We start from the raw sequence: 23,504 nt of genomic DNA, 5'->3' as shown, positions 1-23,504 counted from the left end.
CCCACGATGGACGACCTGACGGAGATGCTGAAGGGCACGCTTGAGGGCTGCGTGCTTGAAATCATCGGCAGCGAGGAGACCTACGGGTACGCCATCACGCGCCGGCTTAACGAACTCGGCTTCGCCGACGTCGTCGAGGGGACGGTTTACACCATCCTGCTGCGACTGGAGAAGAACGGGCTCGTCCAGGCGACGAAACGACCGTCCGGGCTGGGCCCGCCGCGCAAGTTCTATGCGCTCAACGACGCGGGGCGCGAAGAACTCGCAACGTTCTGGGCCAAATGGGAGTACGTCACATCACGGATCGACAAGCTCAAGGAGGGCGGGAGATGAACTTCTGGGAGACCATGACAGGCAGCAATCTCACCAGGGAATGGAAGGCGTTCGAATCCCGGGCCGAGGCATTGCCGGCCGGTTACCGGGCGGCGTGGGAAGAGATCAAGGGCCATCTTTCTCCCTACTCGGACTTCACAGGTCGAAACCTGATGCCAATTCTCGACGGTGCTCTGGGGCTGCTCGAAGAGACGGCGGCCGATGGGCGGGGCATTCACGAGGTGCTGGGTGACGACATCGAGGGCTTCTGCGCGGCGCTGGCCGGCGGAGAAGGGGCTCAGAGCTTTCGCGACCGGTGGCGCGAGCAGTTGAACAGGAACGTCGCAAGGAAATTGGGCCGGCTAGGAGGCTGACGTGGGCATCCAAGACATCATCGAGGGCAAGAAGCAGTGGCGGGCGCACATGGCGCGGGTCAAGGCGCTCCCGCCGGACTACCAGATCGTCTACAAGGAGATTCAGAGGTACTTCTTCAAGGTCGGACCGATCGAGTTGCTTGACGGGTCCCTACTCTCAGGGATAGTCGATTTCTTCGAGGAGGGCGTCGCGGCAGGCAAGGGGGTCCTGGAACTCATCGGCAACGATGTCGCTGCCTTCTGCGACGACCTGATCAAGGACTCGCGCACCAACGCGGACATCTATCAGGAGTCCATCAGCGGGAAACCCGGCACGGCCGAGAAGTAACATCCGTCGACCCGGCCTTATACCATTTGATCAGCGCCAGCGCCTGCATCAACGGAATACTGAATGACAGCCGATGAGGTCCGAGGGCCTGTGATCCACATGCGGGGCCTGCAGAAGTCGTTCAAGCAGCTGCGGGTGCTGCGCGGCGTGGACTTCGGCGTGGCGCGGGGCAGCATCTTCGCCCTGCTCGGCTCCAACGGGGCCGGCAAGACCACGGTCGTGAAGATCCTGTCCACGCTGCTCAAGGCTGACGCGGGCACGGCCGGTGTCAACGGCTTCGACGTCGCCACGCAACCGGCGAACGTGCGGGAGTCGATATCGTCGCGTTCGCCTTCGCCATGAACACCTACCGCCGCAGGACCGCCTAGGTAGCTGTTCGGCGCGACCTGGCTCAACATGATCGATGACCAGGCGACGGGCCTGGGCGGCACTGACGTCCCCTTCAGCGACTCAGAGGCCTTCGGGGCCCTGGCCCGCCATCCACGACAGGTTCCAGTAGGAGCGCACCGTGCGGAAGTCGGTGAAGAACAGCCTGGTGGAACAGCGGTTGGACCGGTAGGTGCACGTCGCGGGTCGGCCGTCGTCCCCGCCAATGATCACTCCGGCCGCGAGGACGCTGCTGAAGTCGCTGGTGAGGGTGAACACGGGTCCGCCGCTGTCGCCGCTTCCGCTCGCCAGCTCCCCTTGAAGCTGGTCGCCGATGGACACCGCCCGGGAGATGTGGGTCCCCCAGTCGAGCGTCGAGTCGGTCTTGGTGATCTTGATGTCGCAGTGGGCGCCGCTCCACGCGCCCGAGGAGCACACCAGCGAGCCCTTCCGCGCGGCCGAGGTCCCCACGACCGGCTTGGTGAACTCCGACCCGTCCAGCACGCCGCCGTCCCACATCCAGCCGGTGACGAACTTGCCCGAGTCCACCGCGATGAGCGCGGAGTCCAGCGCGGGATTGACCGCCTCGACATGACCGATCACCACCGGGCCGCCCGTGGCGGAGTTCCCGGTGCGCACCTGGTCTCCGACGGAGTAGCAGTGCGCGGCCGTGATGAGCTTGGCGGGGTAGACCCAGTCGGGGCCCGCCGGGGACATCAGCCCGCCGAAGGACGTGCTGCATTCGCCGATCTGGATGCCCCCCTCGAACGGAGAGGCGCCGCCCCATCGGCCGTCGTAGGGAGTGGGCGCCGACTCCACTTCGGTGTTCACCACCATGGGATCGGCCGGGGCATTGCCGGCGGCCGTCCCCGCGGCGCGGGTGACGCCCAGTTCCAGGCCGCTGCCGTCCGCCAGCGGCGTCACGCGATGGACGTCGCCACCGGCGCTCAGCCCTCGACTGCGGATGATCTCATCGGCGCGCTCGCGCAGCTCGTCGGCCGAGTACGCCGCCGGGTGCACCCGCACGCGGACGCCCCGCGGCGCCTTCGCCGCCACGGCGTCGACCGCCTTGGGCGCGGCGCCCTTCCAGTACAGGTGGACGATGCCGTCCGGCACGTCCAGCACCACGCCGGCGAAACCGGTGCCCGCGGCCCGGCCGGAGGCCTCCAGGTCGTCGGCCAGTGCGAGCATCGGCGCCTGCCGGCGAGCCAGCTCCGTATCGCGGGTGGAGGACACCGACCGGCCATGGCCCGGATCCGCGTCCGCCGGCGGCAGGGGGAGGAGAAGGGTGGCACCGGCGGCGACCAGCATCGCCATCGTCAGCCTTGTGCGCCGGGCCGGCCAGGGAGTAGGACGTGACATCTCTCGCCTATCGTGTGGTGAGGCGACGCCCGGATGGCGTCGACGACGGGAAGAATCATCGCCGCCGACCCGCCACCGCCGGATGAGCAATCACTACTCAACGTCCGGAGGACGCTGGTATGCGGAGCATGACCGAGGGCCCTTTCTGGACACCACGATTCCCGAACCGTCGATGAGACGACGGCCATGAAGCCGCCGATCGTCGACGACGAGCCGGCGGGCTGGGTCGCGGTCGAGCCGCGGACGCCGTACCCCAATGATCGTGTTGTCGGTGGGGCCGGTCACCGCCTCACCCCTCGGTGGAGGTGTCCGGGCCATCCGGCGCCGACGCGGGCGGTGGCGAGGAGCCGAGGTTGACCTGGCGGAAGTCGCGGCCCTGGATGACCGGGCCGTAATGGGTGCCGCCGTGGATCTCGTTGCGCACCGATCCGGTGTCCTGGGCCGTCGAGGGCCGCGGTGACGGCGGGCCGGTCCGGCGGTCGGCGAGAAGCCCGTAGATCGCCAGGGCCAGGCCGGCCAGCCCGATGAACACGCCGATCACGCTGGCGAGCTTGTCGGCCTTGTCGAGTCCGACCGTGGTGAAGTAGACGCCCAATCCGATCACGGCCACCGCGACGAGGGCGCCGCCCACCCATCTCGCAACACGTCCTGACATAACCCAATCATGCAGCCACCGTAAGGTCGCGAAAGGTGATCGGGGCAATTGGTCACGGCGGCGCCGCGTGGCGTGTCGCGGAGGCCCGCGGGGCGTCGCCGCCGCCCTGAGACGACACGCGGTGCGGGCGCCCCAGACGGGGATTCGGACGTCCGTTCCGCTGATTTCGGCACACGGAACATTCCGGACATTTGGCGGTAATTGATCGTCTATACGGTCACGGGCATTACCAGGTTCCTCAAGGAGCGTGTGGTGCCCAAAATCCGCTTCACCGTCACAGCTCTTCTCGCCCTCTCCCTCACCGTGACGCTCACACCGGCGGCCGCCACGGCCAAGGACCACCGGCCGCGCGTACTCGACCTGGAAACGCTCACCGGCGCCCAGGCCGAGGCCATGATGGCCAAGGGACAACTCACCTCCGTCGAGCTCACCCAGGCCTACCTCGAACGGATCGCGGCGCTGAACAAGCGCGGGCCGGGGTTGAACGCCGTGACCCAGATCAACCCGGACGCACTGAAGCAGGCGGCGCTGGCCGACCGCCAGCGGAAGGCGGGCCAGGTCCTCGGGCCCGCGCACGGGCTCCCGATCCTCCTGAAAGACCTCATCGACGTCACCGGCATGTACACCTCGGCCGGCAACTACTCCCTGCGCAAGTCGTACCCGGCGACCGGCGCGGGCATCACCAAGAAGCTGCGTGAGCGCGGGGTGGTGGTCCTCGGCAAGGTGGGGCTCTCGGAGTTCGCCAACAGCTTCGGCAACCAGCCGTCCGGGTTCAGCAACCTCACCGGGCAGGTCGTGAACGGCATCGACGCCGACCAGAACCCCAGCGGTTCCTCCTCCGGAACCGGCACCGCCATGGCCGCGGCGCTTTCCACGCTCGGGATCGGCACGGAGACCTCGGGCTCCATCATCAGCCCGTCGAGCACGCAGAGCCTCGTCGGGCTGCGGCCGACCGTCGGGCTCGTGCCCGGGTACGGGATCGCGCCGATCAGCGCGTCGCAGGACACGGCGGGGCCGATGGTGCGCAGCGTGTCGGACGCGGCGATGACGCTCGCCTCGATCGCCGGTCCCGACCCGGGCAGCGACGCGGAGTACAGCGCGATCTTCGGACCGGACTACCTCGCCACCGGCGTCATTCCGGCCCCGCCCGCGCGGTTGCCTGACTACATGGCGGCCCTGGACGTCGACTTCGTCAAGGGCAAGAAGATCGGATACAACGGCACGCTGACCGACGGCACCCCGCTCAAGATCGCGTACGACGCGCTCACGGCCGCCGGCGCGATCATGGTGCCGCGTCCCACGGCGACCGTAGGCACGCTGCCGAACCTGCCGAGCGGGTACGAGCAGCACAAGACCATCGACGAGTACTACAAGCGCCTAGGCTCCAAGGCGCCGATCCAGTCGCTGGTCCAGGAGGTGGCCGACAACCAGGCCAACGAGCAGCAGGCCCTGAAGTTCGGCAACAACAGCCACCTCAACGCGTCGCTCGCCGACATCACCCCCGGCGGGGCCAACGAGATCGCTTACCGGACGAACCTGCCCATCCGCAAGGCCGCCTGGCACAAAGCCATCGACGACATGATGACCTACACCAACTCCGACCCGGCCCAGCCCGCCGACCCCGTGATCGCGATCCTCGGCAGCGTCCCCAGCGGGCCGCAGGCCGGGTACCCGACGATGACGATCCCCATGGGGTACGCCGCCACGACCCGCCGCGCGGTCAACGTGCAGGTCCACGGGAACGCGTACGACGAGTACAACATCATCGGCGTCGGGTACGTCATCGAGCGGGCCACCCGCCTGCGCCAGACGGCCGCTTCGGTGAACCCGAGCATGTACCGCTGCGCGCACACCGTCCCGGCGCCGCCCTTCGCCAGGCGCGGGCACTGCAACCCCGACTACGACACGATCATGGACCTGCTCGGCCGAGCGCCGCAGCCGCTGCGGTTCTCGCTGGAGACCGAGTCGGCGCAGAGCCTGAGCGCCCGGCTCGCCGCGGGCACGCTCACCTCCGAGGAGCTCGTCAAGGCGTACCTCTACCGGATCGCGCTGACCAACGCCGAAGGCCCGGCCACGCAGGCGGTCCGCTCGATCAACACCGACGCCATCAAGGAGGCCCGGGAGCGCGACCGGGAACGCGACAAGGATAAGCGGGATAAGAATGGCCAAAAGCCGCCGCGCGGGCCACTGTACGGCCTTCCTGTGCTGCTCAACGACGGGTTCGACGTGGACTCGCTGGCGACGACGGGCGGCTCGATCGCCCTGCAGGACCTCCGGCCGTCCGGGGACTCGACGGTGGTGGCCAAGCTCAAGGCCGCCGGGGCGATCATCCTCGGCAAGACGAACATCTCCGAGCTGAACGGCGTCTTCGACACGAACATGCCGAAGGGGTACTCCTCGCTCGCCGGTCAGGTGCTCCTGCCGTCCGACACCGACAAGACTCCGGCCGGTTCGTCCGGCGGTTCGGCGGCGGCGACGGCCTCGGGGCTCGCGGCGTTCACCATCGGCATGGAGACCTCCACCGACTCGGCCCAGCTGGTGGCCCCCGCCGACGCGGCGGGCGTCGTCGGCCTGAAGCCGACGGTCGGCCTGGTCAGCCGCACCGGCGTCCTGCCCGTCGCCCGGTCACAGGACGCGCCCGGCCCGATCACCCGCACCGTGTACGACGCCGCGAGCGCGCTCACGGTGATCGCCGGACCCGACCGGGCCGACCCGGCGACGGCGGGCGCGCCCGTCAGGAACTACACCGAGGGCCTGTCCGCGACCGCCCTGCGGGGCAAGAAGATCGCCGTCGTGGCGAGCACGGCCGCGCCGTACCCCGCGATGGTGACGGCCCTGCAGTCGCTTGGGGCCACGACGACCCAGGTGACACCCGGCACGCCCAGCCCCGACCCGGCGAGCGTCGTGCCGAGCGAGTTCAAGCGTGACCTCGACGCCTACCTGGGCGGCATCCGGCGCGGACCAGGAGCCCGGTCGCTGCAGGCCCTCATCGACTACAACAACGCCAACCCCGTGGAGGGACTGAAGTACCAGCAGGGCCAGCTTCTCGCCGCCCAGGCCGTCGACCTGTCCGACCCCGCCACCAGCGCGGCGTACAAGGCCGACCTGGAGGCGGGCAAGTCGTCCAACCGGGCGTTGATCGACGGAATCCTCACCAACGGAACGCCGGACGACAAGTCCGACGACTTCGACGCCGTCATGGTGCCGAGCGGCAGCGCGCTCGTCGGATACGCCGACCGCGCGGGTTATCCGGCGCTGACGCTCCCCGCCGGGTACGGCGCCACGGCCAGCTCGGCGGGCCACAACCCGATCGGCGTCACCCTCGTCGGCACGGCCTTCAGCGAGGCGACCCTCCTCGCCGACGGCTACGCCCTCGAACAGGCGACGAACGTCCGTCTCGCCCCCAGTTACACCAACCCGAGCATGTGGCGGTGCGTGCCCGGCAGCACGTTCTTCACCGGGGAGCTGTGCAACCCCGGCGACCGCCTCCTCACCTCCCGATCCCGCCACTGACCTCCACCCAAGGGGCCCGCGCCGCCGACCGGCGCGGGCCCTGTAATCGCATCCATGAGTAGTGAGGAGTGGTGGCCGCGCCGCACCGTACTGGGGCCTCGCCCGCAGGGGGGCGGGGGGCGGAGCGTGCGCGAAACAGCATAAGCAGCTTAAATAAACGTGCGATATGTTTCGGGGTGTGGACGACAACGCGAGCGACGACCTGGATGTGGACGCCTTCGCCACGGCATTGGAGAACTTCAACCGCTTCTACATCCGGCTCCCGACGCTGGAGAAACTGTCGTTCACGACGCTGTCGGTGCTGGACACCCTCGCGGCCGGAGGCAGCCCGATGCGGCAGAGCGACCTGACCAGGACCGAGCAGGTCAGCCAGCCCGGCATCACTCAGCTGATCACCCGCCTGGAGCGCGACGGGCTGGTGGAGCGCCGCCCCGACCCGAGCGACGGGCGCGCCGTCCTCGTCCACATCACCGAGGCCGGCCGGCAGGTCGGCCGGTCACGCCACGACGACCGGACCCGCCACCTGGTCCCGCTCATCGCCCGGCTGACCACCGAGGAACGGCAGGCGATCGCCAGGGCGCTGCCCGCCCTGACCCGCCTGGCCGAACTCGGGCGAGACGGCTCGTAGACCGGCCCCCTTCGGTCTCACTATCGACCTCGCGGGCGGCAGGCCGGCACCGGCAGGACCATTCGAGAACCCGGTGGGCAGGAGATACGTCTAGATGGATGTGCATCGCGCCCTGAGGATCTCCGTCCTGCCCCTTGTCGTCGCCTGCCTGGCGGGATGCGGCGGCACCGCGCCTTCCGGCAGGCCCTGCACCCTGATCGGCACGCGGGTCGGGGTGGCCCTGCTCGTCGAGGCGCCGCTGGCCGCCAAGGTGAAGCGGGCCACCATGCGGGTCTGCTGGGACGGCTCCTGCCACGACGCCGAGCTCGTGCTCGCCCCCTCCACCGTCAGCGTCCCCACGCCGAAGACCTGCGGATCGGACCCCGGGGAGACCTGCGGGGCGCTCCTCACGCCCGACGGCGGGTCGCAGGCCTTCGGCGACGTCCCCGGCCTGCCCAAGAAGGCGGTGCGGGTCGGTGTGGCGCTGTTCGACGACCAGGGCGCCTCCGTGCTCGACCGGGAGATCGAGGTGACCCCCAAGGGCGCCTTCCCGAACGGCCCCGACTGCGGCGAGGGCGGCCCGCAGGCCGGCGTCGTCGCCGACGAGACCGGGCTGCGTGAGCGCGCCTGAGCGGCGGCGTGCCACCACTGCCGGGTCGCCGCTCGCGGCCATCCTGATGACCCGGTCCGCGAGGTCGTCTTCCGTGCCCCGCTCCCAGTGATCTTGCCGAAAAAGCATTTTTGCATTTTTGGTAAGATTTGCTACGGTGGTGGACATGACCGCTGGAGACAATGCCGGTACCGGGCTGCGGGAGCGCAAGAAGCGGGAGACCCGCGTCGCGCTGAGCCAGGCCACGATCCGCCTGTGCGTCGAGCGCGGATGGGGCGACGTGACGATCGAGGACATCGCCGCGGCGGCGAACGTGTCCGTGCGCACCTTCCGTAACTATTTCTCCAGCAAGGCCGAGGCGATAGCCGCCGGCCACCTGGAGCGCGCGCTGCGCATCGCCGACGAGCTGCGAGCGCGGCCGGCCACCGAGCGGCTGTGGGACTCGATCGTGAGCGCGGTGCAGGCCCATTTCGCGCCGGACGAGGGCCACGGTGGCGGGTCTCCCCACGACCAGCGCTGGCGAGACGGTCTCCGGCTGCTGCTGGCCGAGCCGGCGCTGCAGGGTGAGGTACTCAAGGCGAACGCGGCCGCGCAGGACGAGCTGGCCAAGGCGGTCGCCGAGCGCACCGGCACCGACGTGGCACATGACGTCTACCCGAAGCTGGTCGCCGCCGTGGTCGGCGCGGGCAGTGCCGTGGCCGTGGAGCACTGCATGAGCGCCGATCCGCCGATTCCGCTCGCGCCGCTGCTGCGCGAGGTGTTCGCCCAGCTCACCGCGGGCCTTCCCGTCCCATAGGAAACCCGCGCGAACCGATCACGCCCGGCCAGCGCCGGGCCGATCCGTCCTGCCCTTTTCCGTGCGAACAAGGAGAATCGATGATCGCAGATGTCGTCATCGCCGGCGGAGGTCCGAACGGGCTGATGCTGGCCTGCGAACTGGCCCTTGCGGGGGTCCGGCCGGTCGTGCTGGAGCGGCTGCCGGAGCCGAGCCAGGAACCGAAAGCCAACGGACTGCTCGGCCAGGTCGTGAGAATGCTCGACCGCCGCGGCCTGCACGAACGTCTCAGTGGTAGCCCGGAGCCACCACGGCCGAACTCCGCGTACTTCATGTTCGGCGCGATGGGCCTGGACCTGAGCCTGCTGCGGGACAGCCCGATCTATGCCCTCCCGGTGCCGCAGCGACGCATCGTGCAGGTCCTTCAGGAGCGCGCCGTCGAACTGGGCGTGGAGATCCGGCGCGGACACGAGGTCGCCGACCTGTCGCAGGACGACGACGCGGTCACCGTCGACGCCGCGGGGCCGGGCGGGACGTACCACCTGCGGGCCCGGTACCTCATCGGCGCGGATGGAGCGCACAGCACCACGCGCAAGCTCTCCGGCATCGGGTTCCCCGGCGTCACCTACGACCGGATGACGGTCCGCTCGGCGCACGCGTCGATCCCGGCGGACTGGGTCGACCCCGCGACCGGTGCGCTGAACGTGCCCGGCCGGGGCGCTGTTCTGCCGTTCCTGCCCCACCGCACCGAGCACGGCGGGTTCTCCTACGCGCCGATGCCCGGCCACCCGCCGCTGGTCAGCGCCTCAGAGTGGGACCAGCCCGAGACCGGCGCTCCGATGAGCCTCGACGAGCTGCGGGCGAGCGTCCGCCGCGTGCTCGGCGTCGAGGTGCCGCTCGGTCCGCCCGACGGCGAAGGTCCGCACGTGCTGCGCCGGCTGACCGGCGGTAACACCCGGGTCGCCGAACGGTTCGCCGACGGCCGGGTGTTCCTGATCGGCGACGCCGCCCACGTGTACGCCGCCACGGGGGGCGGGCCCGGGCTCAACCTGGGCCTGCAGGACGCGATCAACCTCGGCTGGAAACTCGCCGCCGAAATCCGCGGCAGCGCCCCGCCCGGCCTGCTGGACAGCTACGAGACCGAGCGGCGGCAGGCCGCCCAGCGCATGGTGATGAACGCGCGGGCGCAGTCGGCCCTGATCGCCCCCGGCGGCGATGTCACCGGACTGCGCGAGGTGTTCACCGAACTGCTTCGCGACACGAGCACCGTACAGCGCCTGGCCGAACTCACCGCGGGCGCCGACGTCCGCTACGACATGGGCGAACCCGAGGCGCACCCGCTGGTCGGCCGGTTCGCCCCCGACATGGAACTGCGCACCCCGGCCGGGCCGGTCCGGCTGGCCGAGCTGACCAGGAGCGCACGACCCCTGCTGCTCGACCTCACCGAAGACGCGTCCCTGGCGCGGACGCTCGCCCCGTGGCACGGCCAGGTCGATGGCGTCACCGCGCGCGCCCCGCACCCCGCGCCCACCGCACTGCTCCTTCGGCCGGACTGCTATGTGGCCTGGGCATCCGCGTCGCCCCAACCAGATCCCACCGAGCTGGAAGCACTCCGGGCGGCCTTGCGGCGGTGGTTCGGTGTAGTCGAACCCGCCCGCACCTGACTGAGCCCTGCGGGGCGCGGATTCTGATACCACGATTTCGCGTCGCCCGCCATTCGCGTCGAGAGCGTCTCCATGGCCAGGACAGGCGTACGCTCCTTCGATGATCGCTGCTTGGGAGCCCACGATGGCGGGCGTGCTGCGCCTGCCCTCGGGCCGGCTCGTTCGCGGCCGTGGACTGCGCCGCCCTCTTCCGGTGGGGCCGGCGCCCGCCTTCGCGCTGTACCTGCTGGGCCACGAGCCGCCCCCGGTGCCGTGGGAGGCGCGCTGGCTTCGCTGGCCGGACTTCTGGCTGCCGTCCGACCGGGTGGCCACCGGGGACGCGCTGCGCGAGGCATGGGCGCGTGCCGAGACCGAACGCGTCGAGATCTCCTGCGCCGGCGGATCCGGGCGAACCGGTACGGCGCTGGCCTGCCTCGCCGTGCTGGACGGGGTGCCCAGCCGAGAGGCGGTCGCCTACGTCCGGAAGCACTACTCCTCACACGCTGTCGAGACCCCCTGGCAACGCCGCTTCGTCACCCGCTTCCGGTAGGGGACTCGCCGGGCAGCCTCACTCTGCGGGCGCGACCGGTGTCCGTCCCCGGCCGCGAAGGGCTGGCCGCCGGCGATCCGGCCGCAGGCGTCGTGACCGAATTGCCCTATTGACACGTCCCAAACGGCCCGCGAAACTCACCGGAAACCTCTCACCCAAGACGTGTCGGGCCGGGGCGCCACTGTAAACGTTTACAGAAACGTCCCGCCCTCAGGCAGGGGACCCCCACCGGCCCCGGCGAAGGAGTGGCCAGATGGTCGTTTCTCGATGGCGTGCGCTCGGCCTACTGGCAGCCCTGGCGCTCGCGATGCTCGCGGTCATGCCCGCGGAGGCGCGGGGAGGCAAGCCGAAGACCGGCACGATCACCGCCTCCTCCGCGCCCTCCACCGCGCTCGGCGAGCCCATCGCCTACAACGTGTACCTGCCCGACGGCTACGTGCGGGGCGGCGGGCGCTATCCGGTGCTGTACCTGCTGCACGGCAGAGGCGACTCGCTGCAGTCCTGGACCCAGGTCAAGGACACCCTGGACGAGATGATCCAGGACGAGCGGATCCCCGCGCTCATCGCGGTGATGCCCGACGCCCCCTGGAGCGAGCGCGGCAACTGGTACGTCGACTCGCGGTACACCGGAAGCGACGATCCCGGCAGGCCTGTGGAGACCGCGCTCACCCGCGACCTGGTGAACCACGTCGACGCCACCTACCGCACGGCCGCGATCCGCTCGGCGCGCATGGTCGGCGGCTACTCGATGGGCGGCGCGGGCGCGCTGCGGTACGCGCTGGCCCACCAGGACCTCTTCGGCAGCGCCCTGGTGCTGAGCCCGGCCGTGTACACCCCGCTGCCCCCGGCCGACTCCTCGGCCCGCGACTACGGCGCGTTCGGGCTCGGCGGTCAGAAGTTCGACGACGAGGTGTACCAGCGGCTCAACTACCCCCGCCTGCTGTCGGAACTCGACCCCGACCTGCCGGTGCGGCTGTTCATCGCGGTCGGCGACGACGAGTACGCCAACCCAGGCCCGGCCGACGCCCGGCACGATCTCGACTTCGAGTCCGAGGCGCTCTACAACGCCGCGCGGCGGGCGCCCGGCGTCTCGGCCGAGATGCGCATCCTCGACGGCGGCCACGACTGGAGCGTCTGGGGACCCGCGTTCGAGCAGGGCATGGCCGACCTCGGTCCCGCACTCAGCGTCGTCCCCCCGGCGGGGCTGCCCGCTCCGCTGTACGGGACCGCCGGCACCGACTGGGCGGGCGGCGTCGCCTCCCACGCCGACGGCTCGACGACCCTCGGCTACGCGGCGAGCGGCGCGGTGGACGGCCAGGCCTACGCGGGCGGGCTGGACGTCGTGCTGAGGCGCCTCGGCGCGGACGGTACGGCGCGGTGGACCAGGCAACTCGGGACGGCCGCCGACGAGCGCCTCTACGGCGTGGCGGCGCTGCCCGACGGCGGCGTCCTCGCCGCCGGTTACACCCGGGGCGACCTGGACGGCCACCACGCGGGCAACGCCTCCGACGACGCCTTCGTGGTCCGCCTGGACGCCAACGGCGAGGTGCGGTGGCTGACCCAGTTCGGCGCCGCAGGCGTCGCGGACCGCGCGTACGGGCTGACGGCCACCTCCGACGGCGGCGCCTACCTCGCGGGATACACCAAGGGCGCGCTGTCCGGCGCGAACAGCGGCGACAAGGACGCCATCCTCGCCCGCGTCACGTCCGGCGGGCAGGTCGCCTGGGTACGCCAGTTCGGCGGACCCGGCGAGGACAAGGCGTACGGAGTGGCGGCCGACGCCACCGGCGCGTACATCGTCGGCGGCGGACCCGCCGGGCTGCCGGGCACCACCGCGCTCGGCGGGCAGGACGGCTGGATCGCCCGGTACGACGCCGACGGGACCAGGCGCTGGGTGACCACGGCGGGCGGCGCCGGAGACGACCGCCTCAACGCCGTGACGGTGACGAGCGGCGGCCTCGTGCTCGCGACCGGGTCCGTCGGCGGCGACCTGCTCGCCGTCGCCCACACCTCCGCGGGCAAGCAGAAGTGGGCCACCACCGTCGCGACCCCCGCCACGGACGCGGGGGCGGCCGTCGTGCCGCTGCCGAACGGCGAGGCCGAGGTGCTCGGGTACACCCGTGGCCGGGTCGGCGTGGTGGCCGGGCAGGCCGACGTCCTGACCGTACGCCTGTCCGCCAAGGGCAAGCAGGTGGCGGCGGCCCAGTTCGGCTCGGCCCGTGACGACGGCGCGGACCCCTTCGCCGAGCCCAACCTGTTCGCCGCTCCGGGCCCGGACGGGAAGGTCCGCGTCACCGGCCTCACGTACGGCACGGCGGCCGGCGCCACCGCACCGGGCAACGGCGACGTGTTCACCGCTGTCGTGGACCCGGTGACCGGCCTGCCCATCTGACGACCGAACGCAAGGCGGCGCGCCCGCGAACCCCAGGGTGAGGCGCGCCGCCGGGAAGCCCGCGCGGGCGCGGGCAACGCCCGGCACGGCCCAGGTGTATTAGAGGTCATGACATTGGACGGACAGACGTGACCGGCGCGGAAGGCGATGGGTTCGCCGCGTTCGTGGCAGCACGCGGCACGAGTCTGCTTCGGGTCGCCTACCTCGCGTGCGGCGACGAGAAGGAGGCGGAAGACCTCCTGCAGACGGCGCTGGAGCGCACGTACCGGAACTGGGACCGGGTGCGGTACGACAACCCCGAGCCCTACATCCGCCGCATCATCGTCAACGGCTCCATCAGTCGAAGGCGATCGCCAAACTCCGTGTGGCGTTCGGCGAGCGATCGATGGAAGGAGTGATCAGGAATGTCCACTCTTGAGGACGACCTTCGCCAGATGATGGCGGACGAGACCACGAGGCTGCGTGCCGCGCCCGACCTGAACGCGGTCCCGCCTGGCCTGCCTGGCCCCCCCGAGCCCGCGCGAGGCCCGCCTGGTAGCCTGCCACCAGGAGCCAATTGAACACGTTCAATCGGAGGCGCCGTGACCCCGCTGGTCAACGTCATCGTCATGATCGGCATGCTGGTCGTGGTGCCGGCCGGGCTCACACTGATCGACACGCCCCGCGCCGTCAGGCACGTGTGGGTCGCGGGCGCGGTGCCGGGCGCGCTCTCACTCTGGCTCGCCCGGGGTACGGCCGCGACGGCGCTCGCCGTCGTCTACGCCCTGGCCACCGCGGTGCCGGCCGGCCACGCGGCCGTACGGGCGTGGCGGCACCGGTCCCTGGCGCCGCGCGAGGTGGCGGTGCTCACGGCCCTTTCGGCACCGGCCGTCGCGGGCCTGGCGCTGGTGTGGGAGCGCGCGGGCCACGCCCTGCTCGGCTTCAAGCCCGCCATCCTCGCCCTCACCGTGGCGCACTTCCACTTCGCCGGGTTCGCCGCCGCGCTGGTGGCCGGTCTGGTGTGCCGCGCAACCGGGGACCGTGCGATGGCAAGGGCTGCCGCGCTCGCGGTGCCCTGCGGCACGGCCCTGGTGTTCCTCGGCTACTTCGTCGACGACTGGGCAGAACTGGCGGGTGCGGTGGTACTCACCGCGGGAATGTGGCTCGTCGGGTGGCTGACATGGACACAGGTGCGGCGCGGGGCCGCCGACCGGCTGACCCGCGTCCTGCTCGGCGCCTGCGCCCTGACGCTCTCGGCGACCATGCTGCTGGCGCTGAGCTGGGCGGTGGGCGAGGCGACCGGGCTGCCTCACCCGTCGGTGGAATGGATGGCCGCCACCCACGGGGTGTGCAACGCCGCCGGGTTCGCGCTGTGCGGGCTGGCCGCCTGGCGCAGGCTACGGACCCGGCCCCTGTGATCCGACGACCGATCAGGCAAGGAGCGCGATGGACCTGGAACGGTACGACGACGCGGAGCTGACCTACGCCGAGGCGGGGGCGACCCGCACGGGCGAGCTGCCGCAGGGCTACCGGCACCTCAGGCGCCGCTATCCCATGGGCGACGGCGCCTGCCTGGGCCGCGCGGCCGACGCGCTGCTGACCTGGCGCATGCACGCCGCTCTCGGCCTGTCGCCCCAGGCCACCGCGCCGAGGGCCGCGCCGGGAGTCGTGGTGGTCTCCCACCTCGGGGTCGGCCCGCTGGCGATCGCCGCCCCCTGCCGGGTCGTGTGGACCGTCGAGGAGGACCGCCGCGCGGGGTTCGCGTACGGCACGCTTCCCGGCCATCCGGAGTCCGGCGAGGAGTCCTTCCTGCTGGAGGTGGCCGGCGACGGGTCGATGTCGTTCACGGTCAGCGCCTTCACCCGGCCCGGCGGCTGGTACACGCGCGCCGCCTGGCCACTGGTCGCCCTGGCGCAGCGCTACTTCGCCGGCCGCTACGCCTCGGCGCTGCGCCGCCACACCCGCTGATCGCGGGAGCGTCACCGGAGCCGCCGGCCGAAAGGCGGCCCAGGAACCGCTCGTCCTCCCGCACGCTCCCTGGAAGACCTGTTCCGATGGCGGGACCTGAGTCCGTCACGCCTGGGGCCGGGCGTCGACAGGCAGGGACCTGTACTCCCGCCAGGCGGCGAGCGCGGCCTGGCGACCGGAACCGGGATGGGCAGCGTGCCACTCGCGAAGGAAACGATTGAGCTCGAACGGGGCTCCGATCTCCCCACGCTCCTGGTTTCGCGTCGCGTGCCAGTGCTTCACGGCCTCGCCAAGGGTGCGGCCGGCACCGGTGGCGACGAAGTCGCGCATCGCGGCGTCGAAGTGGAACCCGGCACCGACCAGACGGCGAGCACAGGCGGTCGCGCACGCCGGTCGCTTCAGCGAGGAGCCGTCCGTCGGCAACGGACGACAAGCGGTGAAGGCAAGGAGGTTACCCACTCCTTACCACTCTCAACGTATAGCGCACCGGGGGGCTTGCCACAAGACCCGGGTCATGCCGCAGAATCTCCGGCTGTAAGCCAGGACCTGCGGAAATCAGGGATCCACGGCATACGTGTGCTCGCGGATGCGCGCCTCCGGACCGCGCGGACCGCTGAGCCCGAAACGCGACCTAGTCGAAGGGGGGGTCTTCATGTTCGACGTGATCGTCGCCGGTGGCGGACCGACCGGCTTGATGCTGGCCGGTGAGTTGCGGCTGCACGGCGTGCGCGTGCTCGTGCTGGAGAAGGACGCGGAGCCGTCCAGAATCGTCCGCTCGCTCGGCCTGCACGTGCGCAGCATCGAGGTGATGGACCAGCGCGGCCTGCTGGAGCGATTCCTCGCGCACGGCCAGAAGTACGCGCTCGGTGGCCACTTCGCCGGTATCGACAAGCCGAGGCCTGACAGGATGGACACCGCGCACGCGTACATCCTCGGTATCCCGCAGAACGTCACCGATCGCCTGCTGGCCGAGCGCGCCACCGAGGTCGGCGTCGAGATCCGGCGCGGCTGCGAGCTGGTCGGGCTGAGCCAGGACGACCACGGGGTGACCGCCGAGCTGGCCGACGGCACGCGGCTGCGCTCGCGCTACCTCGTCGGCTGCGACGGCGGCCGCAGCACGGTGCGCAAGCTGCTCGGTGTCGGCTTCCCCGGCGAGCCCGCCAGGGCCGAGTGGCTGCTGGCCGAGATGCGGGTGACCGAGGAGCCGGCGACCATCGCCGCCATCGTCGCGGAAGTCCGCAAGACCAACCGCGGGTTCGGCGCCGGGCCCATCGGGGGAGGGGAGTACCGCCTCGTCGTGCCCGCCGAGGGGGTGGCCGCCGACCGCACGGTCCCGCCGACCCTTGAGGAGTTCAGGCAGCGGCTGCGGGTGTTCGCCGGCACCGACTTCGGCGCGCACTCCCCGCGCTGGCTGTCGCGGTTCGGCGACGCCACCCGCCAGGCCGAGCGCTACCGGGTCGGCCGGGTGCTGCTGGCCGGCGACGCGGCGCACGTCCACCCGCCGCTGGGCGGGCAGGGGCTCAACCTCGGTGTCCAGGACGCGTTCAACCTCGGCTGGAAACTGGCCGCCGAGGTCGGCGGCTGGGCACCGGAAGGGCTGCTGGACAGCTACCACACCGAACGGCACCCGGTGGCCGCGGACGTGCTCAACAACACCCGCGCGCAGTCCGAGCTGCTGTCTTTGGAGCCGGGCCCCCAGGCGGTGCGCCGGCTGATGGCCGAACTGATGGACTTCGAGGAGGTGAACCGGTACCTGATCGAGAAGACGACCGCGATCGGGGTCCGCTACGACTTCGGCGAGGGACACGAGCTGCTCGGCCGGCGGATGCGGGACATGGGCCTGAAGCGGGGGCGCCTCTACGAGCTGATGCACGGCGGCCGCGGGCTACTGCTCGACCAGACCGGCCGGCTCTCGGTGGCGGGCTGGGCCGATCGGGTCGACCACGTCGTCGACGGCAGCGAGGAACTGGACGTGCCCGCGGCGCTTCTGCGGCCGGACGGCCACGTGGCGTGGGTCGGTGAAGACCAGCAGGATCTGCTCAGCCGGCTGCCCAAGTGGTTCGGCGCCGCCGTCACCTGAGCACGCGACCGCGGCTCTGGCGACGGGTCAGGCCGCGCCGGGGGACAGGCCGCGTTGCATGAGCACCGTGTCCACCCAGCGCCCGTGCTTGTGGCCCACCTGCCTGAGCCGCCCCGCCTCGGTGAAGCCGAACCGGCGGTGCAGCGCGGCCGAGGCGTCGTCCCCGGTGTCGGCGATGACCGCGATCACCTGCCGGGCGCCGGCGCTCGCGCACCCGGCCAGCAGCGGGTCCAGCAGCGCGCGGCCCAGCCCCCTGCCGGTCCAGCCGGGGGCGAGGTAGATCGAGTCCTCCACCGTGTGCCGGTAGGCCGGTCTGGGCCGCCACGGCCCCGCGTAGGCGTACCCGGCCACCTGGCCGCCCACGTCGGCGACCAGGAACGGCAGCCCCCGCCCGGCCAGATCGTCCAGCCTGCGCTCCCAGTCGGGCACGCTCGGCGGGGTCTCCTCGAAGGTGGCGAGGCTGCCGGTGACGTAGTGGGAGTAGATCGCCGCGACCGTCTCAAGGTCGGCGGGCACGGCCGTACGGATGCGCGTTTCCTCGTTCGACACCTGTCGTCTCCGTGATCGGGTTCAGCCGGACCCGGCAACGCCGCCGGGGTCCCGGGGCGCCAGCCGGGCGGCCCTGGTCTCCAGGTAGCGCTGCTCGGGGATGCTGGTGGTGCCGCGCGCCGCGGCCCTGTAGCGGTCGCGGGCCGCGTCGAGCTCACCGGCCATCTCTAGCAGGTGCGCGCGGACCGCGTCGAGACGGTGGTGACCGGCGAGCCGTTCGTCGCCGTCGAGCTCGGCCAGCAGGTCGAGCCCGGCCACCGGCCCCTTCACCATGGCGAGCGCGACGGCGTGGTTGAGCGTCACCATGGGGTTGGGCGCGACGCGGGCCAGCAGTTCGTACAGCGCGAGGACCTGTGCCCAGTCGGTGTCCTCGGCACGGGGCGCTTCGGCGTGGACCGCGGCGATGGCCGCCTGCACCTGGTAGGGGCCGAGCGTCGCGTGCGACAGCGCGCCGGTGATCAGCGCGATGCCGTCGGCGATGTGCGCGCGGTTCCACCGGCTCCGGTCCTGCTCGGCCAGCGGCACCAGCGTCCCGTCGGGCTGGGTACGTGCCGGGCGGCGCGCGTCGGTGAGCAGCATGAGCGCGAGCAGCCCGGCCACCTCGCCGTCGCCGGGAAGCGACCGGTGAACGGCGCGGGTCAGCCGGATCGCCTCGCCGGTCAGCTCGGCGCGGTGCAGGTCAGGCCCCGAGGTGGTGGTGTGCCCCTCGTTGAAGATCAGATACAGCACGTGCAGGACCACGCGCAGCCGTTCGGCCCGCTCGGGCTCGGGGGGCATGCGGAACGGGATGCCGGTGGCCTTGACGCGCTGCTTGGCCCGGCTGATGCGCTGGGCCATGGTCGCCTCGGGGACCAGGAACGCGCGGGCGATCTGCGCGGTGGTCAGCCCGCCGACGGCGCGCAGGGTGAGGGCGAGCTGGGAGGCCGCCGACAGCGCGGGATGGCAGCACAGGAACAGCAGGGTAAGGGTGTCGTCCTGATCCGGCGGGGTGTCCTCACCCGGGCCCGGCGCCACGGCATCGGCGTCCATGGCCGCGACCGTGACCTCCCTGACCCGGCGGGCGTGGTCGCTGCGCCACTGGTCGGTCAGCCGGCGGGAGGCCACCGTGACCAGCCACGCCTTGGGGCTGTCGGGGATCCCCCGCACGGGCCACTGCACGGCGGCGGCCAGCAGGGCCTCCTGCACCGCGTCCTCGGCGGTGTCGAAGTGCCCGTGACGCCGCAGGAGGATGCCGGCGACCTGCGGCGCCATCTCGCGCAGCAGGTTCTCGACCTGGGTGTCGGTACTCACATCTCCGTCCCGCGTGGTGGTGGGCCGCCGCGCCTGGATGCGGGCGGGCCCGGTCGTCGTGTCGCCGTCCCCGCAGTCAACCAGGTGACGGCCGCGCGGGAATCCCGGCCCGCGCGGAACCGGATGTCGAATTCTCCACGCCCGCTCCGACCCACGGGTGTGAAGTGCCCAATGGAGGCACCTCGCGATCTCACGAGACAGGAGCGGTCTTTTCATGGATGCCAATACCGCGACGGACACCGGCGGCGCGACGGCGGCGGGTCCGCACGCCACCGGCCCGCGGGCCGGGCGGCGGGAATGGGCAGGGCTCGGTGTGCTGGCGCTGGCGGCCCTGCTGGTCTCGATCGACGTGTTCGTGCTGCTGCTGGCGCTGCCCCGGCTGAGCGCGGACCTCGGGGCCGGCGCCACCGAACAGCTGTGGATCATGGACGTGTACGGGTTCATGCTGGCGGGCCTGCTCATCACGATGGGCACCCTGGGCGACCGGATCGGGCGCCGCAGGCTGCTGCTCATCGGCGCGGCCGGGTTCGGGGCGGCCTCGGTGCTGGCGGCCTACTCCACCGGACCGGGAATGCTGATCGCCGCCCGGGCGCTGCTGGGGGTCGCCGGGGCGACGCTGACGCCCTCCACACTGGCGTTGATCGGCAACATGTTCCGCGACCCCCGCCAGCGGGCCGTGGCCATCAGCGTGTGGATGGTGTGCTTCATGTCCGGCGCCGCGGTCGGCCCGCTGGTGGGCGGGGCACTGCTGGAGCACTACTGGTGGGGGTCGGTGTTCCTGCTGGGCGTGCCGGCGATGGGCCTGCTGCTGGCCTTCGGCCCGGTGCTGCTGCCCGAGTACCGCGACACCGCCGCCGGCCGGCTCGACCTGACCAGCGTGGCGCTGTCCCTGGCCGCGATCCTGCCGGCCATCTACGGCCTCAAGGAACTGGCCAGGAGCGGCTGGCAGGCCATGCCCGTCACGGCGGTGCTGGCCGGCGCGGCCTTCGGGGTGGCGTTCGCCCGGCGGCAGCGCGGGCTGGCCGACCCGCTGCTGGACCTGCGGCTGTTCGCCAACCGTTCCTTCACCGCCGCGATGGGCGCCATGATGGCCGGCACGACGCTGATGGGCGCGATCATGCTGTTCGTCACCCAGTACTTCCAGCTCGTCGCCGGGCTGTCGCCGCTGCGGGCAGGGCTGGCCATGCTGCCGGCGGTGGCCGGTTCGATCACCGGCGCGCTGCTGTCCCCGATCCTCGCCCGCCGCGTCCGCCCGGCCTACCTCATCGGCGCGGGCATGGCCGCCGGCGCGGCCGGCCTGCTGCTGATCACCCAGGCCGGGCCGGAGCACGGCCTGGTGGCGGTGGCGCTCGGGTTCGCCCTGACCAACATCGGCGGCGGGCCCATGGTGGTCCTCACCGTCGACCTGGTCATCGGCGCGGTCCCGCCCGGCAAGGCCGGCCTGGCCGCCGGGATGAACGAGACCGGCTCGGAGTTCGGCTACGCCCTGGGCATCGCCGCCCTCGGCAGCCTCGGCGCCGCCGTCTACCGCGCCCACATCGCCGGCGCCATCCCCGAGGGCGTCCCCGCCCAGGCGGCCGGCGCGGCCCGCGACACCCTCGCGGGCGCCCTCACCGCCGCCTCGGACCTGCCGGGCCCCCTCGGCGCGCGGCTGCTCGCCGCCGCGCGCGAGGCGTTCACCGCGGGAACGCACCTGACCGCCGCGATCAGCGCCGTCCTGCTGCTCGCCACCGCCGTCGCCACCCTCACCCTGCTGCGGCACGTACGTCCCAGCGGCCGGGAGGCGGACGCGCGTGACTGAGGCCGGGGTCAGCGCCAGCCGGAGGCGTCCACGCCGCCGGGGACGGGCGCGGCCGGGTCGTACGGCTCACGGGTGAACACGAAGGTGTTGAGGTCGAGGTGACCGGGCGAGCCGTCGGGGCGGCGCACCAGGCGCAGGGTCTCCCCGGCGTAGTAGCCGTCGAGGCCGAGCCAGGTGCCGTCGGCCTGCGCGGCGAACCGCGAGGACCGGCCGGGGACGCCCACCGGGGCCAGCGACACGTCGCGCCCGGGCAGCAGGCGCAGCAGGTAGGCGGCCGGCCCCCAGTACCAGAGGCCGGTGATCTCCAGCAGGTCGGCGTCGGCGGGGGAGGGCGCCCACTCGCGCGGCAGGGGCGGCTCGTGGGTGTCCAGGATGTCGAGCAGGTCGGTGGCCACCGAGGCGCGCAGCCCCGAGGTGGCGTTCGCCATGACCAGCACGCTCGCCCGGTCGGCCGGATCGGCCCAGACCACCGCGAGGAACCCCGGCATCGACCCGCCGTGCCCGACCAGGCGCCGCCCCCGGTGGCGCAGCAACTGGACGCCCAGGCCGTGGCCGACGCTCCAGGTGTCGCCGTCCTCGACGGCGGCGGGCTCGCGCATCTCGGCGAGCGTGGGCCCACGCAGCACCGCCTCCTTGCCGCCGGACAGGAACGCCGCCCATCTGGCCAGGTCGGCGGGGGTGGACCACAGCTGACCCGCCGGGGCCATCGCACCCGCGTCGTGCTCGGGCTCGGGCAGCAGCACATCGGCCCACGGATGCACGGCGTACCCGCGGGCGTGCGGCTCGCGGGGGCGGGTCGTGGTGTCGCGCATGCCCAGCGGCTCCAGGATCTCCGACCGCACCGCCTCGGCCCAGCCGACCCCGCGGTGCCGCGCGACCAGCTCGCCCAGCAGGGCGAAGCCGAGGTTGGAGTAGTGGAACCGGCGGCCGGGCCGGTGACGGGCGGTCTGGACGTCCAGCGCGCCGGCCAGGGCGTCCATCTCGACGCCGGGGGTGCGTTCCCACCACCCCCCGGGCGGCTCGGCGGTGAGCCCCCCGGTGTGCGAGAGCAGCTGGGCGATGGTGACGTCTCCGACCGGGGTGGCGGCGACGTGCTTGGCCAGCGGGTCGTTAAGGTCGAGCAGGCCCTCGTCGCGCAGCCGCATCACCAGCACGGCGACCATGGTCTTGGTGATCGACCCGATGCGGTATTGGGTGGCGGTGGTGGGGGCGGCGCCCTCAGCCCTGCCCCGGGCTCCGAACCAGACCGGCTCGCCCTCGCGAAGGACCATGGCGGCCAGCGAGGGCATCCGCGTCTCGGCCTGCTCGATGGCCACACGGCGCAGCAGCGCGCGAGCCGTACCCTCCAGAACCGCCGCCATCCGGCCGCCCTCCCCGCATCGGTAAGCCGCTTGGTAGAACAGCTGACACATTACCGGGGATCTTCGGGCAGGCCGCTCGGCCACCCGGTCACGCCCGGCGGGCCGGCCGGGGCCGTGGCGCCGCACGAGGAGCCGTCGCGGCCGCCCGCGACCCCGGGCGGGACGCCCGCCGACACGACGACCGGCGCACCGCCGGGGCGCGGGCTGCGGGAGAATACCCGCCATGACCACCCCGGAGGCAGGCCGTCCCCCCGGCGTCGAGCTGTCCGCCGTCCTCGAACGCATCACCTACGCCAACGAGGAGACCGGGTACACCATCGCGCGCGTGGCCGTCGAACGGGGCGGCGCCGACCTGGTGACGGCGGTCGGGCCGCTGCTCGGCGCCCAGGTGGGCGAGAGCCTGCGCCTCACCGGCCGCTGGGGCTCCCATCCCAAGTACGGCCGGCAGTTCGAGGTGTGGTCGTACACCACGGTCTTGCCGGCCACCGTGCAGGGCATCCAGCGCTACCTCGGCTCCGGGCTGGTCAAGGGCATCGGCCCCAAGATGGCCGAGCGCATCGTCGATCATTTCGGGGTCTCGACGCTCGAGGTGATCGAGACCGCGCCCGAGCGGCTGGTCGAGGTGCCCGGCCTGGGCCCCAAGCGCACCAAGATGATCGCCGCCGCCTGGGAGGAACAGAAGATCATCAAAGAGGTGATGATCTTCCTTCAGGGGGTCGGGGTGTCCACCTCGATCGCGGTGCGCATCTTCAAGCAGTACGGCGACGCCTCCATCACCGTGGTGCGGAACGAGCCCTACCGGCTGGCCGACGACGTGTGGGGCATCGGCTTCAAGACCGCCGACACCATCGCCCAGGCGGTCGGCATCCCGCACGACAGCCCCGAGCGGGTCAAGGCCGGCCTGCGGTACACCCTGTCGCAGGCGGCTGACGGGGCCCCCGTGGCCGAGGCCGTACGCCATCTCAAGGAGCGGGGGCTGCGCGTCCTCG

At 72.1% G+C, this 23,504-nt stretch carries 23 protein-coding genes; 17 read left to right on the top strand and 6 right to left on the bottom strand.

Going from position 1 to position 23,504, the window contains the following annotated elements:
* Positions 1–6 precede the first annotated feature (6 nt).
* The 4 genes from AB0B89_RS10265 (at position 7) to AB0B89_RS10250 (ending at position 1,356) form a co-directional block, all read left to right on the top strand.
* Entirely contained in the window at positions 7–333 is a 327-nt protein-coding gene (locus AB0B89_RS10265; protein WP_358550698.1) for a PadR family transcriptional regulator, read from the top strand.
* Positions 330–686: a DUF1048 domain-containing protein gene (locus AB0B89_RS10260; protein WP_358550696.1), complete on the top strand. Its 357-nt coding sequence runs from the start codon at positions 330–332 to the stop codon at positions 684–686. The genes AB0B89_RS10265 and AB0B89_RS10260 overlap by 4 nt, the downstream gene beginning before the upstream one ends.
* Before the next feature lies 1 nt (position 687).
* On the top strand, positions 688–1,014 hold the full coding sequence (locus tag AB0B89_RS10255) for a DUF1048 domain-containing protein (RefSeq protein WP_358550694.1): 327 nt from the start codon (positions 688–690) through the stop codon (positions 1,012–1,014).
* Between the two features lie 63 nt (positions 1,015–1,077).
* Positions 1,078–1,356 carry an ATP-binding cassette domain-containing protein gene (locus AB0B89_RS10250; RefSeq protein ID WP_358550693.1) on the top strand — a complete coding sequence of 93 codons (279 nt, stop codon included), beginning with the start codon at positions 1,078–1,080 and terminating at the stop codon, positions 1,354–1,356.
* A 108-nt stretch (positions 1,357–1,464) separates the two neighbouring features.
* On the opposite strand, the gene AB0B89_RS10245 is transcribed toward AB0B89_RS10250, so the two are convergent.
* Together AB0B89_RS10245 and AB0B89_RS10240 are read right to left on the bottom strand one after the other, a co-directional pair.
* Positions 1,465–2,697, bottom strand: a complete 1,233-nt coding sequence (locus tag AB0B89_RS10245; protein WP_358550691.1) for a hypothetical protein — start codon at positions 2,695–2,697, stop codon at positions 1,465–1,467.
* Between the two features lie 334 nt (positions 2,698–3,031).
* Positions 3,032–3,397, bottom strand: coding sequence for a hypothetical protein (locus AB0B89_RS10240; RefSeq protein WP_358550689.1), 366 nt, complete (start codon positions 3,395–3,397; stop codon positions 3,032–3,034).
* A gap of 252 nt (positions 3,398–3,649) precedes the next feature.
* Between AB0B89_RS10240 and AB0B89_RS10235 the strand changes: the two genes are divergently transcribed.
* The 10 genes from AB0B89_RS10235 (at position 3,650) to AB0B89_RS10190 (ending at position 15,434) form a co-directional block, all read left to right on the top strand.
* Entirely contained in the window at positions 3,650–6,910 is a 3,261-nt protein-coding gene (locus AB0B89_RS10235; protein WP_358550687.1) for an amidase family protein, read from the top strand.
* Between the two features lie 178 nt (positions 6,911–7,088).
* Complete coding sequence (locus AB0B89_RS10230; RefSeq protein ID WP_358550685.1) at positions 7,089–7,538, top strand: MarR family transcriptional regulator; 450 nt, start codon at positions 7,089–7,091, stop codon at positions 7,536–7,538.
* Between the two features lie 94 nt (positions 7,539–7,632).
* Entirely contained in the window at positions 7,633–8,148 is a 516-nt protein-coding gene (locus tag AB0B89_RS10225) for a hypothetical protein (protein ID WP_358550683.1), read from the top strand.
* A 145-nt stretch (positions 8,149–8,293) separates the two neighbouring features.
* Positions 8,294–8,923, top strand: a complete 630-nt coding sequence (locus AB0B89_RS10220) for a TetR family transcriptional regulator (protein WP_358550681.1) — start codon at positions 8,294–8,296, stop codon at positions 8,921–8,923.
* Between the two features lie 80 nt (positions 8,924–9,003).
* The gene (locus AB0B89_RS10215; RefSeq protein WP_358550679.1) at positions 9,004–10,566 is read left to right on the top strand and encodes an FAD-dependent oxidoreductase; all 1,563 of its coding nucleotides are present in this window, start codon (positions 9,004–9,006) and stop codon (positions 10,564–10,566) included.
* 100 nt (positions 10,567–10,666) lie between these two features.
* Positions 10,667–11,095 carry a protein phosphatase gene (locus AB0B89_RS10210; protein ID WP_358550677.1) on the top strand — a complete coding sequence of 143 codons (429 nt, stop codon included), beginning with the start codon at positions 10,667–10,669 and terminating at the stop codon, positions 11,093–11,095.
* 253 nt (positions 11,096–11,348) lie between these two features.
* Positions 11,349–13,487 carry an alpha/beta hydrolase-fold protein gene (locus AB0B89_RS10205; protein WP_358550675.1) on the top strand — a complete coding sequence of 713 codons (2,139 nt, stop codon included), beginning with the start codon at positions 11,349–11,351 and terminating at the stop codon, positions 13,485–13,487.
* 128 nt (positions 13,488–13,615) lie between these two features.
* Positions 13,616–13,885, top strand: a complete 270-nt coding sequence (locus tag AB0B89_RS10200; protein WP_358550672.1) for a sigma factor — start codon at positions 13,616–13,618, stop codon at positions 13,883–13,885.
* Between the two features lie 183 nt (positions 13,886–14,068).
* Positions 14,069–14,884 carry a YndJ family protein gene (locus AB0B89_RS10195; protein ID WP_358550670.1) on the top strand — a complete coding sequence of 272 codons (816 nt, stop codon included), beginning with the start codon at positions 14,069–14,071 and terminating at the stop codon, positions 14,882–14,884.
* 28 nt (positions 14,885–14,912) lie between these two features.
* Positions 14,913–15,434, top strand: a complete 522-nt coding sequence (locus tag AB0B89_RS10190) for a DUF1990 domain-containing protein (protein ID WP_358550668.1) — start codon at positions 14,913–14,915, stop codon at positions 15,432–15,434.
* A gap of 105 nt (positions 15,435–15,539) precedes the next feature.
* Here AB0B89_RS10190 and AB0B89_RS10185 read toward each other — a convergent pair whose 3' ends face one another.
* A complete protein-coding gene (locus AB0B89_RS10185; RefSeq protein WP_358550666.1) occupies positions 15,540–15,893 on the bottom strand; it encodes a hypothetical protein in 354 nt (117 codons plus the stop codon).
* Positions 15,894–16,086: 193 nt separating this feature from the next.
* Between AB0B89_RS10185 and rox the strand changes: the two genes are divergently transcribed.
* Positions 16,087–17,514: a rifampin monooxygenase gene (rox, locus tag AB0B89_RS10180; protein WP_358550664.1), complete on the top strand. Its 1,428-nt coding sequence runs from the start codon at positions 16,087–16,089 to the stop codon at positions 17,512–17,514.
* Between the two features lie 27 nt (positions 17,515–17,541).
* On the opposite strand, the gene AB0B89_RS10175 is transcribed toward rox, so the two are convergent.
* The gene (locus AB0B89_RS10175; RefSeq protein ID WP_358550662.1) at positions 17,542–18,063 is read right to left on the bottom strand and encodes an N-acetyltransferase family protein; all 522 of its coding nucleotides are present in this window, start codon (positions 18,061–18,063) and stop codon (positions 17,542–17,544) included.
* 21 nt (positions 18,064–18,084) lie between these two features.
* Positions 18,085–19,314, bottom strand: a complete 1,230-nt coding sequence (locus AB0B89_RS10170; RefSeq protein WP_358550734.1) for a DUF6596 domain-containing protein — start codon at positions 19,312–19,314, stop codon at positions 18,085–18,087.
* Between the two features lie 253 nt (positions 19,315–19,567).
* Here AB0B89_RS10170 and AB0B89_RS10165 point away from each other — a divergent pair, with 253 nt between their 5' ends.
* Positions 19,568–21,154, top strand: coding sequence for an MFS transporter (locus AB0B89_RS10165; protein WP_358550660.1), 1,587 nt, complete (start codon positions 19,568–19,570; stop codon positions 21,152–21,154).
* Between the two features lie 8 nt (positions 21,155–21,162).
* Here AB0B89_RS10165 and AB0B89_RS10160 read toward each other — a convergent pair whose 3' ends face one another.
* Positions 21,163–22,515, bottom strand: coding sequence for a serine hydrolase domain-containing protein (locus tag AB0B89_RS10160; protein ID WP_358550658.1), 1,353 nt, complete (start codon positions 22,513–22,515; stop codon positions 21,163–21,165).
* A gap of 223 nt (positions 22,516–22,738) precedes the next feature.
* On the opposite strand from AB0B89_RS10160, the gene AB0B89_RS10155 reads away from it, so the two are divergent.
* Positions 22,739–23,504 (top strand): helix-hairpin-helix domain-containing protein (locus AB0B89_RS10155; protein WP_358550656.1); only part of this gene is annotated, 766 nt, incomplete at its 3' end.

The sequence above is a fragment of the Sphaerisporangium sp. NPDC049002 genome, assembly GCF_040649355.1.
Lineage (GTDB): Bacteria > Actinomycetota > Actinomycetes > Streptosporangiales > Streptosporangiaceae > Sphaerisporangium.
Note: the sequence above shows the minus strand (reverse complement) of the source record. Positions and strands in the feature narration are given on the sequence as shown.

Coding starts and splice junctions, on each gene's coding strand:
- AB0B89_RS10265 (WP_358550698.1), top strand. CDS start 7: ATGGACGACCTGACGGAGATGCTGAAGGGCACGCTTGAGGGCTGCGTG.
- AB0B89_RS10260 (WP_358550696.1), top strand. CDS start 330: ATGAACTTCTGGGAGACCATGACAGGCAGCAATCTCACCAGGGAATGG.
- AB0B89_RS10250 (WP_358550693.1), top strand. CDS start 1,078: ATGACAGCCGATGAGGTCCGAGGGCCTGTGATCCACATGCGGGGCCTG.
- AB0B89_RS10245 (WP_358550691.1), bottom strand. CDS start 2,697: ATGGCGATGCTGGTCGCCGCCGGTGCCACCCTTCTCCTCCCCCTGCCG.
- AB0B89_RS10240 (WP_358550689.1), bottom strand. CDS start 3,397: ATGTCAGGACGTGTTGCGAGATGGGTGGGCGGCGCCCTCGTCGCGGTG.
- AB0B89_RS10225 (WP_358550683.1), top strand. CDS start 7,633: ATGGATGTGCATCGCGCCCTGAGGATCTCCGTCCTGCCCCTTGTCGTC.
- AB0B89_RS10220 (WP_358550681.1), top strand. CDS start 8,294: ATGACCGCTGGAGACAATGCCGGTACCGGGCTGCGGGAGCGCAAGAAG.
- AB0B89_RS10215 (WP_358550679.1), top strand. CDS start 9,004: ATGATCGCAGATGTCGTCATCGCCGGCGGAGGTCCGAACGGGCTGATG.
- AB0B89_RS10210 (WP_358550677.1), top strand. CDS start 10,667: ATGATCGCTGCTTGGGAGCCCACGATGGCGGGCGTGCTGCGCCTGCCC.
- AB0B89_RS10205 (WP_358550675.1), top strand. CDS start 11,349: ATGGTCGTTTCTCGATGGCGTGCGCTCGGCCTACTGGCAGCCCTGGCG.
- AB0B89_RS10190 (WP_358550668.1), top strand. CDS start 14,913: ATGGACCTGGAACGGTACGACGACGCGGAGCTGACCTACGCCGAGGCG.
- rox (WP_358550664.1), top strand. CDS start 16,087: ATGTTCGACGTGATCGTCGCCGGTGGCGGACCGACCGGCTTGATGCTG.
- AB0B89_RS10170 (WP_358550734.1), bottom strand. CDS start 19,314: ATGGCGCCGCAGGTCGCCGGCATCCTCCTGCGGCGTCACGGGCACTTC.
- AB0B89_RS10165 (WP_358550660.1), top strand. CDS start 19,568: ATGGATGCCAATACCGCGACGGACACCGGCGGCGCGACGGCGGCGGGT.
- AB0B89_RS10160 (WP_358550658.1), bottom strand. CDS start 22,515: ATGGCGGCGGTTCTGGAGGGTACGGCTCGCGCGCTGCTGCGCCGTGTG.